Annotated in this window: 12 protein-coding genes; 7 read left to right on the plus strand and 5 right to left on the minus strand. The window is 43.3% G+C overall.

From position 1 onward, the window contains the following. Window positions 1–80: 80 nt before the first annotated feature. Both RG963_RS14490 and RG963_RS14495 read right to left on the minus strand, forming a co-directional pair. Complete coding sequence (locus tag RG963_RS14490; protein ID WP_310576997.1) at window positions 81–821, minus strand: MBL fold metallo-hydrolase; 741 nt, start codon at window positions 819–821, stop codon at window positions 81–83. Continuing rightward, window positions 818–2,104 (minus strand): ATP-binding protein, encoded by a 1,287-nt coding sequence (locus tag RG963_RS14495; protein WP_310576998.1) that lies wholly within the window; start codon window positions 2,102–2,104, stop codon window positions 818–820. The genes RG963_RS14490 and RG963_RS14495 overlap by 4 nt, the downstream gene beginning before the upstream one ends. A 483-nt stretch (window positions 2,105–2,587) precedes the next feature. On the opposite strand from RG963_RS14495, the gene purC reads away from it, so the two are divergent. Further along, window positions 2,588–3,301 (plus strand): phosphoribosylaminoimidazolesuccinocarboxamide synthase, encoded by a 714-nt coding sequence (purC, locus tag RG963_RS14500; RefSeq protein ID WP_310576999.1) that lies wholly within the window; start codon window positions 2,588–2,590, stop codon window positions 3,299–3,301. 120 nt (window positions 3,302–3,421) lie between these two features. Here the strand turns inward: purC and RG963_RS14505 are convergent, their stop codons facing one another. From RG963_RS14505 to yciH, 3 genes are all read right to left on the minus strand, one after another. Further along, window positions 3,422–4,648: an Nre family DNA repair protein gene (locus RG963_RS14505; protein ID WP_310577000.1), complete on the minus strand. Its 1,227-nt coding sequence runs from the start codon at window positions 4,646–4,648 to the stop codon at window positions 3,422–3,424. Then, entirely contained in the window at window positions 4,645–5,010 is a 366-nt protein-coding gene (locus RG963_RS14510; protein WP_310577001.1) for a transcriptional regulator, read from the minus strand. Before RG963_RS14510 ends, RG963_RS14505 begins: the two co-directional genes overlap by 4 nt. A gap of 224 nt (window positions 5,011–5,234) precedes the next feature. Further along, window positions 5,235–5,543, minus strand: a complete 309-nt coding sequence (gene yciH / locus RG963_RS14515; RefSeq protein WP_011032808.1) for a stress response translation initiation inhibitor YciH — start codon at window positions 5,541–5,543, stop codon at window positions 5,235–5,237. 557 nt (window positions 5,544–6,100) lie between these two features. Between yciH and RG963_RS14520 the strand changes: the two genes are divergently transcribed. The 6 genes from RG963_RS14520 to RG963_RS14545 all read left to right on the plus strand — a co-directional run bounded on the left by RG963_RS14520 (window position 6,101) and on the right by RG963_RS14545 (window position 14,673). Further along, window positions 6,101–6,340 carry a transcriptional regulator gene (locus RG963_RS14520; protein WP_310577003.1) on the plus strand — a complete coding sequence of 80 codons (240 nt, stop codon included), beginning with the start codon at window positions 6,101–6,103 and terminating at the stop codon, window positions 6,338–6,340. 616 nt (window positions 6,341–6,956) lie between these two features. Next, window positions 6,957–9,104, plus strand: coding sequence for a phosphoribosylformylglycinamidine synthase subunit PurL (gene purL / locus RG963_RS14525; protein WP_310577008.1), 2,148 nt, complete (start codon window positions 6,957–6,959; stop codon window positions 9,102–9,104). A gap of 375 nt (window positions 9,105–9,479) precedes the next feature. Further along, on the plus strand, window positions 9,480–10,616 hold the full coding sequence (locus tag RG963_RS14530; RefSeq protein WP_310577004.1) for a glycoside hydrolase family 57 protein: 1,137 nt from the start codon (window positions 9,480–9,482) through the stop codon (window positions 10,614–10,616). Continuing rightward, window positions 10,613–11,809 carry a glycoside hydrolase family 57 protein gene (locus RG963_RS14535; protein ID WP_310577005.1) on the plus strand — a complete coding sequence of 399 codons (1,197 nt, stop codon included), beginning with the start codon at window positions 10,613–10,615 and terminating at the stop codon, window positions 11,807–11,809. The genes RG963_RS14530 and RG963_RS14535 overlap by 4 nt, the downstream gene beginning before the upstream one ends. A gap of 39 nt (window positions 11,810–11,848) precedes the next feature. Further along, on the plus strand, window positions 11,849–12,655 hold the full coding sequence (locus tag RG963_RS14540; RefSeq protein ID WP_310577006.1) for a V4R domain-containing protein: 807 nt from the start codon (window positions 11,849–11,851) through the stop codon (window positions 12,653–12,655). Beyond that, window positions 12,652–14,673, plus strand: coding sequence for a glycoside hydrolase family 15 protein (locus RG963_RS14545; RefSeq protein WP_310577007.1), 2,022 nt, complete (start codon window positions 12,652–12,654; stop codon window positions 14,671–14,673). The genes RG963_RS14540 and RG963_RS14545 overlap by 4 nt, the downstream gene beginning before the upstream one ends. Window positions 14,674–15,005: the final 332 nt, after the last annotated feature.

Here is a 15,005-nt window from a genome sequence, read left to right on the forward strand (position 1 = left end):
AAAGAAAGATCGCGTTAAAGAAAGATCCCGGATCAATTTAAGCGGGAGTTATAGAAAGAATTAAAATATGTTAAAAGGTTTTAGAACTCAAAGACCTGCCCGTCATATCCCAGGGGTAAAAATATTGATTCGATATGATGGGGACGGAAGAGATGACTGAGATGGGTTAAAACTACTTCTTTTGCATTGAGATTTTCTGCAAGCGCCATAGCCTCTTCTGAATTCATGTGCTTTTTGATATGGATATGGGGAGGGACTATAGCATCGGCAATAAGAAGGTCTGGGTTTTTCATAAGCTCCAGGCTGGCTTCGGGAATCTTCGAGTTTGTATCTCCGGTAACCACTACTTTTGCACTGCCTTCGCGGATTATAACCCCTATAGGAACCTCCACAGGAGGATGATTTACCCTAAACAGGGTAAACTGCAGCCCGATTAGCTCGAATGGCTCATAGAGCTTTACATAATGATACCTCGGTTTAAGGAAGGAGACATACTGGTTTATATATTCAAGAGTTTCAGGAATTCCGTAGACGTCAACGGTATTTTGAACCCGGTAGAACTCCCCGAATCCGGAGTAATGGTCGTAGTGCCCATGGGTCCAGATAACCCCATCTATACATGAAAGATTTTGCTTGAGGAATTGCTGTCTGAGATCAGGGCTGGTGTCGATAAGAATTTTACCCTTATCGGACTCTACAAGGATAGAAGAACGAAGTCGCTGACTCTTTCCACCGTTTCGGGCGTCCACGCAGGTCGGGCAGTTGCATCCTATTTTAGGAGTTCCGACAGCATCGCCGGTCCCAAACAGTGTTAGCTTCATGTTCCCGTTTTCCTTTCGTAGTCTTCAGATTTGAGGCCAGCCCTTTCGTCAAAAGACTTTACTGCCTCCAACAAGTCCTGCTGGGTGAGTACTTTGCGTTCTTCCAAAAGAGCACTCAGGACAGCTTCCCTTATGACCATACGCAGGTCCGAACCCGAATAGCCCTCAGTCAATTCCGCAATTTCCCCTGTATCAAAGTCCCCTTCGATGTGCCGGGTTACGATGTCCAGGATATTTTTACGCATATCGAGGTCAGGGAGAGGAAAATGAACTATTTCGTCAAACCGCCTCCATGCCGCACTGTCAAGCATACGGGGATGGTTGGTCGCGGCAATAAGGAGGACCCCATGCTCCACGAGGCTGATTTCGTCGATGGCCTTAAGAAGAGTATTGACTGCTCTCTTGATGGCAGCATTTTCGTCAGATGTCCTCGCTTTTGCCATGAAATCCAGCTCATCTATAAAAAGAATGCATGGATTCAATTTTTTTGCAAGCAAAAAGACTCTGTCGATGTTCTTTGCAGTCTCACCAAGATACTGGTCTGTTATCATGGAGAGTTTGACCTCAACAAACGGAATGGAGAGTTGCTCTGAAAGCGCACGGGCAACCGAGGTCTTTCCGGTCCCTGGAGGCCCGACGAAAAGAAGTTTTCCTATATCATGCAGGCCTATCTCCCGCAGGTATTCCCTGTGCTGGATGGCTTTCATGATCTTTTCAATTTCATTCTCCTGCTCCTCGGTGAGTACAAGATCTCTGATTTTCTGCTTTACGTCCTCAGGGGCGACAATGACCACGAGTTTAAGCATCTCTTCGCTTTTGTCTTCTTTCCTGATTTCAGCTATCAGGGACTCTATCCACTCCCTGTCAACCTCCTTCGGCCTTATTTTTGCCTTTGCAAGCGCATAATTTGCAGCTTTAACCTTCCTTATTTCTCCGAAATAGTAGGCCAGGACAGGGTTATTTTCAATCCTTTCCTGGGAACCTTCCTGCTTTTCAAACCATTCCGCGGCAAGTTCGAAAGCACTCAGACGAAGTTCAAAATGAGACTTATCAGTAATTATGAAAGGAATGTTCCTTACGATTATTTCGAGGTCCTTAACCCCGTACAGTTTTTCGATCCTGATAAATGTAGCTGTAATGGGTTTGGGAACTGTTTTTCCTGTGCTGTTCCAGTAGTTTTTCCGAATATTCTTGGGGAGGTCGTTTACATCCAGCTCTGGATAGCGGTTATAGATCTCTGCGGTCAGCAGCAGTTCTACGATGTCTAGTATGGTGCCTGACATATTTTTACCCGTTGCGTACATAGATTAGTCCATTATCAAGTGTTGGGCACTCAAATGCGGTAGGTTCTTAAATCATTCTTTAAGTTGCTAAACCTAGTAATTGATTTTCTTCAAAGATAAAATTTACGAAACAGCCGACAGTAGAGAGAGAAAGCCGGCTGGAGATGATAACTTTATCTAGCAGAAGCCGTTATCATCTACTCTATCTCTTTCGGGAATTAAGAGCACTTTTTTGGAAAAAGCCTTTGCCGACTCCGGAAAACACTTCAATTTCCAGAGAGGGATTGTGAATTCTGGAAATGACCGGACAGCCCCCGTAAAGTGTACTCGTGTTTCGGGGAGTATCTGATTTACTCGATTTGTTTCCGGAATACTCAGCATTATCAAAACTTTTGCATTATCAGAACTCCTATATTAAAACTATCATTCCGAAGATCTCTCTATCTAAGGAAATCAAGAATCATCCCTAGAGAGGACAATTGCATGACAAGAGAACAGCTCTATTCAGGGAAAGCAAAAACTATCTACAAGACAGATAATCCTGACACCCTTATTGCCGAATTCCGTAACAGTCTGACTGCATTTAACGGAGAGAAAAAAGGGGAAATGGAAAAGAAAGGGTATTACAATGCCCAGATCTCAAAAAAGCTCTTTGAGATGCTCGAAGCAGAGGGAATTCAGACCCACTTTGTAGAAATGCTTTCAGACATTGATATGCTCGTAAAGAAAGTCGAAATCATAAAAATTGAAGTAATTGTCAGGAACATTGCCGCAGGCTCAATTACGAAAAAATACCCAATGAAAGAAGGTATTGTTTTCAAACCTCCTGTTCTCGTTTTTGATTTCAAGAGCGACGAATACGGAGATCCCATGCTGAATGACGATATTGCTCTTGCACTTGAGCTTGCAACACGGGAGGAACTTGCTATACTCCGGAAACTCGCCCTGAGGATCAATGAACTGCTTGTGCCTTACCTGGATGAAAAAGGTATCTTACTTCCTGATTTCAAGCTGGAGTTCGGAAGAAGGGATGGAGATATTATCCTTGCAGACGAGATTTCCTGCGACACCTGCCGGTTCTGGGACAAGAAGACAGGGCAATCCATGGATAAAGATGTCTTCAGGTTTGACAAAGGCGATATTTCCAAAGCTTACCAGGAAATTGCCAGGCGTATAGTGCCCGAAATATTCGAATAAACCAAAATCGAAGCTTGAATAAGCCTGAGAAAAGCCTTCAAAAACTTCCATATTAACTTTGTAAATAATAATTTTGTTTATTTACATTATTTTGTTTTTAACTTTTATTTTTAACTTTATTTACGCCTTAAAAAAGAAATCCAGAGTCGTTTGGAAACGGAAATCCGAAAGCATTTTTGCCTGCTGTATCCATTCTGCTTTCGGTGTGTTTACCCTGCCTGCGAGGTATGAAACTGCGGCTTCGAGCGAATCGAATTTTTGTGGAGGGTTTCGGAGAGCGTTTCTCATGCCTTCCCTGACAACCCAGACCCCAAGGGGAGCCCAGTAATCCGGAGTTATTTCCCTGAGCACGAAAACGGAAGCCTGTCTTTTGATTTCCGTAAGGTACTCAAGCACAGGCAGCCTTGCGGCGTAATAACCTCCTGCAAGGGAAGAATATCCTTTTTTCCCTTCATGGTCCTCACTGTCTTCCCCAATCCAGCTTGATTCTCCAGACCAGACTGCTTTTGGGAGCCAGATTTCAATTATTTCGAAGGAATAGGCCCTTGGAAGGATAAGGATTTCAAAATGGTTTCCGAAATGAATCCCGCTAAAAAGCTGAATCTCCGGGATCCATGAAAAATCTTTTATGCGGGCTGTAAGTTCCTTTCCCGCCATATCGTCCACGGCTGTGATTGACCAGCGGGTGGGTACGATTTTTCGTTCTTTTCCGAGCAGGCCAATGGAAAGCAGGCGCGTAATGTGTTCAGCCGGGATGTCTCCTTTGTAGAGTTCAAGCACGGCGTCTTTTGCCAGGGCGTCAGTGTCGTAAACGAGATAATCCACTTTTCTCGGGACATTCGGGTTTTCTGCGAGCTCAAAATTTTTCACAAGGCCTGAAGGGCCCATAGGTGTGAGCACGGAATCGAATTTGAGTTCTTGTTTGGGGGCTTTGAAAAACCAGGCTTCAGTATCTACCGGCTTTTTGGAGAGAGCAAGCTCCTGAGCCTTTACAAGTAGGGGGTTCTCTTTGCTGCGTGCGTCCTTTACATGCAGATTTGTGTTTGCTCTGACCAGACGGGAACGCATGGAGATTATATCTTCAATCTGCATGTTTGCCCAGGCTGAAGGATCTTCAAAAATGGAGGCTTCGCTATCCTTTACTAAAGGGGGAATGAGTGGACCTGCAGACACCCTGGGGTAACCATAGCTTCCAACAAAAAGAGCAGGGGGAGATGCTCCAAAAACAGAATCTCCTGAGATTACAGGAGCAATTGATTGAAAGGACTTGAATTTTTCAAGGATTGGGCAACGTGGACGCCCGCAAAGTCCTTTTCCTTTACATTTAATACACAGTTTTCCATTCACTTTAAATCCGTATCCTCACATATGATACAGGCTTTAGCTCCAGGAGCATGCTTGTACAGCCAACCGGATTTCTGAACAAAGCTGCAAATACCGCACATGCTTTTTGCCTTTTCCTGAGAGGACAAATCTTGACCTAGAAGCACTGATGCAAATTTTCGAATCTCGTACTGGGTCTCATCGGAAAAACCAATCTCAGCCCCACGTTTTTCACTCACGTACTGGGACACCGCAGCGCTTGAGAGTTCCAGAATGTCCGCTACATCCTGCTGCGTGCACCCATGATCAAAAATCATTGTCCTGGAAAGCTCGGCCCGGATTGCGGGCAAGACTTTCTGCACCATAATTTCACATGTTGTTTTCATGGAAGACCAACACCTGCATAGACAAGAAGAGTTTACGAAACGTACCCCTCTGACCATTTATATACCCGGGTATTTGTGTTTTTCGAGTAGGAACCATGTCTTCCTTAATACACGTTATGGAAAATACATGCTATCAAAAAACCGGCAAAAATATATACAATTCCGAACCTGGAAATGTTACTACCATTTCTCAGGCCCGGTCTACCATGGGGGCTGGTCAGGGATTAGTTTTTAATTTGCTCAGCAGAGAAACCCTTTTCCATGAGGACTTCTTTCATGCGGGTCAGATGGTTACCCTGAAGTTCCACAGTATTTCCTTTTACTGTGCCGCCGCATGCAAACTTTGATTTGAGATAAGTTGACAGTTCATGAAGATCGATTTCACTGGCATCGAAACCTTCTACAACGGTAACTTCTTTTCCGTATCTTCGTCTGTTAACTTTTACAGTAATTCTCTGTTGCTCTTTTGCAACCTCTTCGCATATGCAAAGTTCTTTTGGAAGCCCGCATACCGGGCACATTCCGCTGCTCATTTGTTGGTATATCCTCCAAATTTGTAATCATTGTTTATGTAATTTACATCTGAAAATAGCTGAATAGATATAAAGTACTTATCAATGATGATATTAAAGCCTAATGGTATTTTTCAGGCACTTTATGCTGAATTTCAGTTACTAGCCAGAAATTCCCAACCGCATAAAAAGCCAGCCAGGACGTTATTATTTATTTAAGTTTATCATATTAAATAGTATATAAGTTTGTAGAGTAAATAAATAGTATATAAGTTTGTAGAGTAAAATTTAAGAATATAGTATCGAGTAAAGAACGCAGGCAGCAAGCGAAAAATTTGGAGTTCTACAGAGAGTATTCCTGGGGTAAACGCTCAGAAACTGGTTTCAAGCCGAAAAGGAAAGGCCCTAAAATCTCCGTCTTTGCCTTAAAGAACTCTTCTTAGCCAGCAAGAAGTTAGATATATCTTGAATTCCATCTATTTCTATAACTTATATAACCAGATATATATGTACCCTTATTATATAAATATATTAGTATAAAATTGTTGAATGAAGTCGTGAATATCCGGGGGCACCTGATGAACGAATTAATAGGTTTTGTAAACGGAAATAATGTAAGGCAAAAAGTGCTCTCCTTACTTTCCTCAAAAGGGGAAATGGAAGGAAAAAGAATATCGAAAACCCTGAGAGTGGTATATCCAACCATCGTAAAAACTCTCGAAGAGCTTGAAGAGAAAGAATTAATCACAAAAAAAGAAGAAATGTACTCCCTGAGCGAAACCGGAGTAAAAGTGGAAAAAATGATCCAGCAAATCTAATTTTTTATCCACTTTATTTTAAATATATCTACTTTTTATTTTACGTACCTTTTTTCAGTTCAATACTTTTGAAGAAATAACTGATTCTCAAAAGAGAAATTCATACTCGTACTTATACTTCTCAGGATTTAGTTTTCACAATTATTTCAGGCTATTGCCTTGTATTTCAAGGTAATAAATTCCAAATTTTAAAGATGATGAGTATAACTTATTCCGTACTATATAACCACGGAAAGCAAGCAAAATCACTCCAGATTCTGTAACCACGAAAAATATGGAAAGACGCGAAAATTTCTGTGCCATAAATTAGTCCTAGCGCAGTGAAAAGGACCCCGTGCTGTTGCGATTACATCGCAACTCCCAGAAAATCTCCGATTTCCTGTAATCCCGAAGAGGACCTCGGGAAGGACAGCGTACTCCCGAAGCGCAATTAGGGATCCACAACTCTGCCGAGAAGAGACTCGAGTAGGTGAGAAATATTTATCTAATCCTTGTCCCTTTATGTCGGCATAGTCTGTTAACGCTACACTGAAAACCCTGAATTTCAGAGAATGATTTATCAGAAAAAACCGAAGCTTTGGCATCCGAAAGAGGATTAAGAATCAGAGGCAAGGCAATGTTACCTGAAGAAGACCTTAAGATAATTAAAAAAGAACTCGGGCGAGAGCCCACCCTGGTAGAACAGGGCTGCTTTTTAAACCTTTGGAGCGAACATTGCTCCTACCGCTCAAGTGCCCCTCTCCTGAAAACCTTCACTACTACGGGCGAGAATGTAATTATAGGCCCCGGGGACGACGCTGCAATCATAAAATTCGAAGATGGATACGTACTTGCCATAGGCATGGAAAGCCACAACCACCCTTCATATGTAGACCCTTACAACGGGGCAGCGACGGGCATAGGAGGCATCGTCCGGGACATAATTTCCATGGGAGCCCGCCCTATAGCCCTTATGGACCCTCTCTATTTCGGGCCTCTGGACACCCCTAAAAATCTCTTTCTTTTCGAGCAGATAATTAAGGGAATCGCAGGGTATGGGAATTGCATAGGAGTGCCTGTGGTTAATGGTGAGACTTTCTTTGACAGGAATTACAGCGGAAATCCGCTTGTAAACGTGGTTGCAGTAGGGCTCTGCCGTGAAGAAAATATCGTGACGGCTCGCTCCCAGAAAGCTGGAAACAAGCTTGTACTTGCAGGTTCCAGCACAGGAAAAGACGGGCTTGGAGGGGCTTCCTTTGCTTCAAGGGACCTTTCCGAATCAGCCGAAGCCGAAGACCGCCCAAGCGTCCAGGTTGGAGATCCATATACCGAAAAACTTGTAATAGAAATGACCCTGGAAGCCATGGAAAAAGGCTATATAAAATCCTGCAAGGACCTTGGAGCTGCAGGCCTTGGAGGGGCAAGTTCGGAACTGGCTGCAAAGGGAGGGCTCGGTGCCCGTATTATTACAGATGCAGTGCCCCAACGTGAACCCAATATGAATGCCTATGAAATCCTGCTTGCCGAGTCTCAGGAACGCATGCTCTTTGAAGTAGCCCCTGAAAACGTCGATGCTGTACTTGCTCTGATCTCAAAGTATGACCTTAATGGAGCTGTAGTCGGGTATCTGACAGAAGAGCCAAATTACACAGTTGAATTCAGGGGGGAAATAGTTGCTGACATTCCGATCGGTTTCCTGACCGAAGGAGCCCCTACCTGCGATAAGCCGTCGATAGCCCCTGCTCTCCAGACTGAAGAAGACAAAAAACCCGAAACTCCGAAAGACCTGAAAGCAGCTTTCCTGAAAGTCCTGTCCTCCTATAACATTGCCTCAAAAGAATGGATCTACAGACAATACGACCATGAGGTTCAGTTGAGAACGGTTGCCAAACCCGGAGAAGACGCTGGCGTGCTCAAGATTACCGATAAGAAAGGAATTGCACTCTCCTGCGGCTGCCAGCCAAGAGCTACCCTTCTTGACCCCTACAACGGGGGAAAGACCGCGATTGTCGAAAACGCCATGAACCTTGCAGTAAAAGGTGCTGAAGGGCTTGTCATTGTAAACTGCCTGAACTTTGGAAACCCCGATCGTCCGGAAATTTACTGGCAATTTAAAAACGCCGTACTTGGCCTTGGAGATGCAGCCAGGGAACTTTCGATTCCAGTAGTGGGAGGAAATGTATCTCTGTATAACGAAAGCGACGAGTTTAAGACTGCAATTCCCCCGACTCCCTCAATAGGGATGATAGGAAAGGTAGACCTTAAAACCCCCCTTCCCTCAGGTTTCTTTGCAAAATCCGGAGACAGCATTATCCTGGTAGGAGAAACAACAGCGGAAATGGGTGGTTCCGAATATTATGCCTGTTTCGGTGCCCAGAATGCAGGAAAAGTTCCTCAGGTCCCGAAAAATGCCCCGAAGATAATAAAAGCAGTTATCGAAGCTGTCAAGAGCGGAAAACTCAGTTCGGCACATGACCTTTCCCTTGGAGGGATTGTTGCAGGGCTTGCAAAGATGTGTAGAGATGTAGGTGCAAAAGTAAACCTGAGTGAAATTGCAGAAATGCAGACTGATGAACTTTTGTTCTCAGAAGCTCCTGCAAGAGCTCTGCTTGCTACAGGCGAGCCTGACGCTGTACTGGAAATCCTCAAAGATGTACCTCACATAGTCGTCGGCAAGGTTGAAGGCACTACCCTGGAAATCAAAGGAAAAGATTTCGAAATTTCCCTCTCTCTAAAAGAAGTCTCCGATGCATATGGCAGCCTTACAAGATTTATGATGGGATAATATCTCATCTTTTTTAATCTATTTTTTATAAGTAATCTATTTTTGATAAGAATTCATATTAATGTCCAAAGTTTGCTTTTTTAAATACTATATCTCGAATAATCTACCACGTTACTGACCAGGAAAGCAAACCTGAAAACTCTTAATTATTAAAAATAAAATAGTTGAGACAAACTCTTCAACAAAATTTGCGGCTTTTTGGGGTTTTAATTGGAATTTTGATGAAAAATTACACTTGCTTTTGAACGGGAGAGTCAAAATTAAAAGAATTACAAATTCTGTCTTATCGATGGTATTTTTCCAATTCCGTTGTGAAATGCGGGAATTAACCCAAACAATAGTTTTTAGTAGGTTTCCGCACTAGATTACCTTGTTATGAAAGCTGTATGCATCTGTATGGGAGTGCATCTGCCTTACAGTCCCAAGTGGTACTGGCCTGTAGAGGGATTTTCCGGGGTGCCTGAAATGGACCGGTATTTTGACCGGAACCGTATTTTTTCAAGATTTTTAAAAACAAGCAGACAACTTCTGCGCCTTAATGACCTGATTCTGGAATCCGTGGAAAAAGGAGGGAAGTACTCCTTTGATCTATCCGGACCTTTCCTTGAACAATGCAGGTGGGACCCTGAACTTATAGAATCTTTCCTCGAACTCGGGGAAAGCGGAAGTGTGGAATTTACAGGGAGTTGCACTTATCATTCCCTGAGTTCACTGTATCCCGATTTATCCTGGTTTAAGGAGGAAGTGCTCAACTACAGGGAAATGCTTCGGGAACTATTAGGAGTAACCCCGGAGACTTTCGTAAATACCGAACTCCTGTACACTGAAAGAGTAGGAAGCATGCTTGCTGAGATGGGTTTCAGCTGCCTTATTGCCGAAGGTTCCAGGAACCTTATGAATGGATATGACCCTGTACACGTTTTTGAAAACCACCTTCCAACTCTGTTAAGGCATATAAACCTCAGCGAAGATCTTGAGCTGCGTTTTTCAGAAAAAGAGTGGGAAGGCTACCCTCTTATTCCGGAAAAGTTCGCGGACTGGATTGCAAGTATGGAAGGAGATGTCCTGACCCTCTATATTAATTATACAAATCTCTGCCTTCATTACAGGAATAAGAGTACCATAGCGGATTTTATCCGGAGTTTTCCAGAGGCCCTCAAAGTCCGGGGTATTGAAATGCTCACGCCATCTGAAGCTGTAAAGAAATTTATGCCTTTAAGGCTCCCTACCCTTGGAACAGAACAGACGATCCGTTATGGAATGCATAACGCAGTAGGAAACCATGCCCAGCAGCTTTACCTGCGAGAACTGGTAAGAATTGGAGAGGAACTATCGGGGATTAAGGAAAATAAGGATTACCGGAAACTGAAACAGGTATTCGGTTATCTCCAGCAGAGCGAAATACTCTTTTCCATGGACTCCGGAAACATAAGAGAAGGGTATGAAAGGGCTGTAAATTATTTTTCCATCCTGTCCGACTTCAGGAGAGCTGTCCTGGAGGAGGGAACATGACTTCAGTTTGCATGTGTTTCCAGGTTCATCAGCCTTTCAGACTGCGCAGGTTCTGGCCTGATGACAGATCAGGCTTTTTCCGTTATTTTGACGAAAGAAGTAACAGGGAAATCTTTGAGAGAGTAGCCAGGAAATGCTATATCCCTGCAAATAGGGTCCTTCTGGATTCTCTTGATGAGCATAGAGGAGAGTTCAGGTTTTCTCTTTCTGTTACCGGGACCCTGCTCGAACAATGCGAACTCTGGGGAAAAGATGTGCTTGAAGGCTTCCGGCAGATGGCGGAAACAGGAGCAGTGGAGTTCCTGGACGAGACATTTTATCATTCTCTCTCAAGCCTTTTTGAAGACAAAACAGAATTTATCGAAGAGATAAAGGAACATAGAGAATCTGTATTTGACCTTCTTGGAGTTAAACCTCAGGTATTCCGGAATACAGAACTGCTATACAATAATACAATAGCAAAGATTGTTTCGGATCTCGGTTACAGGGCGATTCTTACTGAAGGTGCGGACCATATGCTTGACGGAAGATCTCCTAATGTGCTTTACAGGGCAAAAGGCTCAGGACTTCCCATTATCTTCAGGAACTATAAGCTGAGTGATGATATAGGATATCGCTTTTCGGCAAGGTGGTGGGAAGGTTACCCTTTGACTGCGGAAAAATGGGCATTATGGGCTTCAGGGATTAACGAAGATTGCGTTAATATCTTTATGGATTATGAGACCTTTGGAGAGCACCAGTGGGAAGAGACCGGAATTTTTACCTTTTTGCAAGAACTGCCTAGAGAAGTCCTCAAGACTCGCCTGAATTTCAGTACTCCTCTCGAAATTGTCGAAAAATACTCATCCTTAGCCGAGGTAGATGTAGGAGATTCTTCCACCATTTCCTGGGCTGATACGGAACGTGATACCAGCGCATGGCTTGGAAACGATATGCAAAGACGTTGTTTAGAAGAGATGAAGCTGCTTGAGCCCTTTGTAAAAAAAACAGGAGATCCTGAAATCTTACGTATATGGAAACACCTGCTGACCTCGGACCACTATTACTATATGTGTACTAAGTGGCTCGGAGATGGGGATGTACATTCTTATTTCAGTGTCCATTCCACACCTTTCGATGCAGCAGTTAATTTCATGGCCGTACTTATGGATTTCAAAGCCCAGGTATTCAGGAAACTTAGCACACTAGCTTAATGAAATATACACACACTAATTCATGGGAGTTTGAGTCGCATGGTTAGAGACTTATTCATGTTTGCAGGCTTTAATGAAAATTCGCAGATTGCATGGTTCAAGATTATTTATTTGAAAGAACCCGGATCTTTATCCTTAATAACCGATTTTCTGGAAAAAGAGAATGCATTCATTATGTTTGGCCATCTGGACAACATTACACAAAAAGCAGGAGAGTATTCAGTATTTACAGAACTTAATGAAGATGTTGACCCGGGGAATCTCGCCCAAAAAATAAAGAATCTTGAAGTTGTAAGTGAAGTAGAATACGGGATTTCAAAATACGGGATGATCTATTCCGTGGACTTTCCCCTCAATGTCATAGGAGTTAGGGGAGTTGCGGCGAGGGCACTTACAATTGTTGATATCATTAAAACCCTGAATGAAAATGTGGCGCATGCAGAGGGGCTTCTCACAATTTCAGGACTTAAGGGAGGGATTCACGCAGCGAAATATTTCAAGAGCATCATGCCTCTTAATGACAGTAATTTCGCAAACGTGCTTGCGGAACTCTACAGAGCTGTTGGATGGGGAATCCTGGAAATCGACTGTAATCCTGAGACTTATGAAGGGAAAATCGTTGTGAAAGATTCATTTATAGCCGACGTTTACGGTGCGTCGGAACAGCCTGTTTGTGCTTTCATGAGCGGTTACTTTGCGGGTTACCTGACCGAATATTTTGGAAAGAACATAAGTGTGAGGGAGGTCAGCTGTAAAGCCACAGGAAAGCAGGTCTGCGAACACATAATTTCGCTGGCGCCCTCCGGCTCAAGCCAGGAATACCAGACAAGAGGGGATCCCCGGTGATCAAACAACCGAATGTCATTCTAGGAAATGACGAACTTCTCGTAACTATGGGAAGAAAGGGGGATATCTTAGGTTTATTTTACCCCCGCAGAGATCATGCCCAGCACGTAGAAGAATCCGTTGCCTGCATTCACACAGGAGAAAAACTTCTCTGGACAAACGATAACGATTGGCATTGCATACAGAATTATATAGAAGATACCAATATCGTGTCCACAAAACTATATCATGACTCAGGAATTCGGATTTCGATTCTGGACCTGGTGCATCCGGATGTGCCTGTTCTCATCCGCAGATTTAAGGTTCAATCCCAGCAAAAAATTTCAGGGAAATTCTTCTACTATTCAAATTTCAATGTAGGAGAAACGTCTAAGAAAAACTCCGGCTTTTGTGATACAGAGGCTCGCCTGCTCGTGCAGTACTGGCAAAATTATTATATAGGGATTCACTCCCTGCCCGAATTTACTGAATGGCAGATTGGAAAGGCCATGGACACTATATGGTGGGCAAATTCCAAATATGATATGGAAGATGGAAAACTCCAGGGGAATAAAGAAGACATAGGAAACATTAATAATGCTGCTGGCTGGGACCTTGAACTGGAAGCTGACGGTGCAAACGAGTTTGTTATCCTGATAGGCGCCGCATCTTCCAGAAATCTCCTTTATAAAAGGATGCACGAGCTCTCTAAATTGCCTCTGGAACATATTTTTGAAAAAACCAGGGAACACTGGGTTATGTGGCTTTCTAAAAAGCACGTTCTCAAAATGCCGGGAATCGAAGGATACGAAAACCTGCGCCAGGAACTGTTCAGTGCCTACAACCGGGCTCTTCTAATGCTTTACCTTCTTAACGACCGCGAATATGGTTCCTTTGTGGCAGCTCCGGAGTTTGATTCCAATTTTGAAAAATGTGGAGGATATGGTTTTTGCTGGAACCGGGATACCTCGGAAGTTGTGCTCGCACTCAAGCATTCGGGCTATCCGGAGTACTGTGACATGTTTTTCAAGTGGTGTATCCAGACCCAGCTCCCGAATGGTTCCTGGTTTCAGCGCTACTGGCTCAATGGGGATATAGCTCCTTCCTGGGGTAATTTTGATTACTCGACCCAGATCGATGAAACCGGATACACACTTCATTCCATGGACATTTATTACAGGACCCTCGAAGGCCTCACAAAAGCTGAGTTTCTCGACGAGGTCTGGGTTTCCATACTCCGAGCTGCCGAATACCTGATGAAGCGGACCAAATCAGGAATTCACGAAAGCTGTATGGACCTCTGGGAAACTTATTACGGGATTTTCACTTATACAAATGCTTCAATCTATGCAGGGCTCATGGGCGCTTCACACCTGGCTGAAGAAAATGGGGAATCTGGCATGGCAAGACGCTGGAAGAAAAGGGCGGAATTCATTAAACAGGCCACAATTGATCGCTTTTGGCTTCAGGAAGGCTATTTTGCAAAAGGAATAATTAACGAAAAACTGGATAAAACTCTTGATGCAAGTATTTTGGGCGCCTATATCCCCTTTGGAATGTTATCCCCAAAAGACCCCGTAGAAAAGGATATGATCCTGTTTATGATAGAAAATATCCAGAAAAAGCTCTCAGTGCCTATTAATGAGAGTTACGGGATCAGAAGGTATGAAAACGACAGTTACATTGATGGAAACCCATGGATAGTGACTACTCTCTGGCTTTCGAAAGCAATGTTTGCCCTTGCCCTCGACATGCCCCAGGAAAAAATCATGTTTGCCCCTACACATGAAATTCCCCAGGAAAAAGAGGATAGCCACACAGAAAAAGTGAGAGAACTGACCGATGGAGGAATTCAGTTCCTTAAATGGGCTCTTGCCGGCGCAACCAGTACAGGACTTCTCCCGGAACAGGTGGACAAGTCTACAGGAAAACCTGCCTGGGCAATCCCTCTCGGATGGAGCGGGTCTCTGATGCTTGATAATGTTTTGCTCCTGGATAAATTATGCCGGAAAAAAGCCGGAAATACTACCGAAAGTTGAAGAAAAGATAATAAATTGAAAACAGTAAAAAGGGGGAGGAAAAACAAAATTAAATATAAAAAATCAAAATTGGGTATTGTACCCGACATTCTGCAGATGTCTTCAAAAAAATAACATTTTTCTTGTTATCGTTTTTGGAGAATTATTCGAATCTGCAGTTAGTATATCAACTGAAGCCTCGGAAAATGGGGGCTGGAAGTTTTTAATGAAGGCAAAAGATCGAAAATCGTGGGATATTTTAAAAAAATATGTTTGAGTAACCAAGAAGGTTTTCAGAAAAAACGATAGCAAGAAAAATTGTGAAAATTGTAAGGACATCTGCGGAAAGTAGG

The sequence above is a fragment of the Methanosarcina baikalica genome, assembly GCF_031461075.1.
In the GTDB taxonomy this organism is placed as follows: domain Archaea; phylum Halobacteriota; class Methanosarcinia; order Methanosarcinales; family Methanosarcinaceae; genus Methanosarcina; species Methanosarcina baikalica.

Bases quoted from the DNA above. Each gene is read 5' to 3' on its own strand.
- RG963_RS14535 (WP_310577005.1), top strand. From the start codon at position 10,613: ATGACTTCAGTTTGCATGTGTTTCCAGGTTCATCAGCCTTTCAGACTG.
- RG963_RS14490 (WP_310576997.1), bottom strand. From the start codon at position 821: ATGAAGCTAACACTGTTTGGGACCGGCGATGCTGTCGGAACTCCTAAA.
- RG963_RS14495 (WP_310576998.1), bottom strand. From the start codon at position 2,104: ATGTCAGGCACCATACTAGACATCGTAGAACTGCTGCTGACCGCAGAG.
- RG963_RS14540 (WP_310577006.1), top strand. From the start codon at position 11,849: ATGGTTAGAGACTTATTCATGTTTGCAGGCTTTAATGAAAATTCGCAG.
- RG963_RS14510 (WP_310577001.1), bottom strand. From the start codon at position 5,010: ATGAAAACAACATGTGAAATTATGGTGCAGAAAGTCTTGCCCGCAATC.
- RG963_RS14530 (WP_310577004.1), top strand. From the start codon at position 9,480: ATGAAAGCTGTATGCATCTGTATGGGAGTGCATCTGCCTTACAGTCCC.
- yciH (WP_011032808.1), bottom strand. From the start codon at position 5,543: ATGAGCAGCGGAATGTGCCCGGTATGCGGGCTTCCAAAAGAACTTTGC.
- purC (WP_310576999.1), top strand. From the start codon at position 2,588: ATGACAAGAGAACAGCTCTATTCAGGGAAAGCAAAAACTATCTACAAG.
- RG963_RS14520 (WP_310577003.1), top strand. From the start codon at position 6,101: ATGAACGAATTAATAGGTTTTGTAAACGGAAATAATGTAAGGCAAAAA.
- purL (WP_310577008.1), top strand. From the start codon at position 6,957: ATGTTACCTGAAGAAGACCTTAAGATAATTAAAAAAGAACTCGGGCGA.